This is a genomic window from Arthrobacter sp. H41, from assembly GCF_000520535.1.
Lineage (GTDB): Bacteria > Actinomycetota > Actinomycetes > Actinomycetales > Micrococcaceae > Arthrobacter_D.
On sequence record NZ_KI914779.1, the window covers coordinates 35,057 to 36,459 of the forward strand.

At 64.9% G+C, this 1,403-nt stretch carries 2 protein-coding genes and 1 tRNA gene; all 3 read right to left on the reverse strand.

What is annotated here, in order from left to right; translation table 11 throughout:
- Positions 1 to 617 (reverse strand): extracellular solute-binding protein (locus Y705_RS21125; RefSeq protein WP_253908506.1); only part of this gene is annotated, 617 nt, incomplete at its 3' end.
- Positions 618 to 943: 326 nt separating this feature from the next.
- Positions 944 to 1,017, reverse strand: a tRNA-Gly gene (locus Y705_RS0105845).
- A 37-nt stretch (positions 1,018 to 1,054) separates the two neighbouring features.
- Positions 1,055 to 1,403: protealysin inhibitor emfourin (locus tag Y705_RS17755; RefSeq protein ID WP_216698750.1), on the reverse strand; the 349-nt coding region annotated here is incomplete at its 5' end.

Consider the following 1,403-nt stretch of genomic DNA (forward strand, 5'->3'; position numbering starts at 1 on the left):
ACGAGCCCCAGCTCCAGCTCATCGGCGGGAGCCTCCGGATTGGTGACAATGGATCCGCCCGCTGACTCGATGAGAGCATTTACCCATACCGTCATCGACTCGGCCTGCGCTCCCTGGACACCCAGTTCCTTGTCCTGTGCTGCGGCAGCCTCGATCAGCTGATCCCAGGTCACAAGCTGGGTCATGTCCAGCCCCGCTGCCTCGGCTACCGACTCGCGGTACCAGAGAATCTGCGTGTTGGCCCAGAACGGCACGGTGACGAGCTCGCCCTTCCAGGTGGCACCATCCAGGGCGCCCTGCACGACGTTCTCGGTGGTCCGCTCAGCGACACCGTCGGGCACGGGTGCCAGGAATCCTGCAAGCTCCGGAACGAATGGAGGGTCGAGGCTCATGATGTCGAGCGATGCATCCCCTGCTGCGAGCCTCCGCGCGAGCTGCTCACGCTGGGAGGCTGCGTCACTGGGCAACAGCGACGTTTCGATGCGGTAAGCGCCGCCCGACTCCTGGGTACACCGTTCCGCGATCGCGGCCTGGCCTCCAGCATCGGGGTTGATATACCAGGTCAGGGTGTTGTCGCTTTCGGCCGGTCCACAGCCGCTGACCAGCAGGGTTCCCATCAGGACAGACGCGACGGCGGCCAGCTGCGGCCGCGGTCGGGCGGAAGTGCGATTTCTTTGACTGATCGGCATTCCTACCGGGCCTCCACATCTTTGTAGCCGGCTCGGCCGACACCCCGAAGCGGGACGCCGGCCTAAGCAACCTTCGTTTTTTGACCCTATGCCTAAGCAGCAGAATTCGCTAGGCAGTACCCTTACGAAGTGGCTGCGCACGTGCAGGACGGACGCTGGTGTACCGTTGCGGGCTCTATGGTCGCCATTCGACAGCTTGTGCTTCGACAACTGTGCCGAGCTGATGGGTCGCGCGGAGAAGCAGTGGAGATGCGTGGAGCGGGCGACGGGAATCGAACCCGCGTATCGAGCTTGGGAAGCTAGCGCTCTACCATTGAGCTACGCCCGCACGGCAGTTGAAACCGCTCCATAACCCTACAACAGGTTCAGGGTGCTGTGGGCCCCTCCTCCTCCCGGCGGGACGCGGCGGCCGACCCGGGGGCTTCCGCTTTGGCGCGGTCCAGCAGTTCCCTCAACGGCTCTCCGAAGCGGCTTTCGGGGAGGGTCGCCTCGTGGTACCCGATGACGATCCGGTAGACGAAGCGGTCCCGCGGGGTGTCGGGTGTCGCGGCGTCGTCGGAGTGATCCATCAGGTTCTCATCCCGATGGGCGGCTTCCTCCACCAGCGGCACCCAGCGCTCCTCCGCCTCGGTACGGCTCACCTCGATGCTCCAGGTCCGGGTGAGGCCCGCGAAGCCGCCGGAGCGGAAGATTTCAACCCTCACCGATCCACTC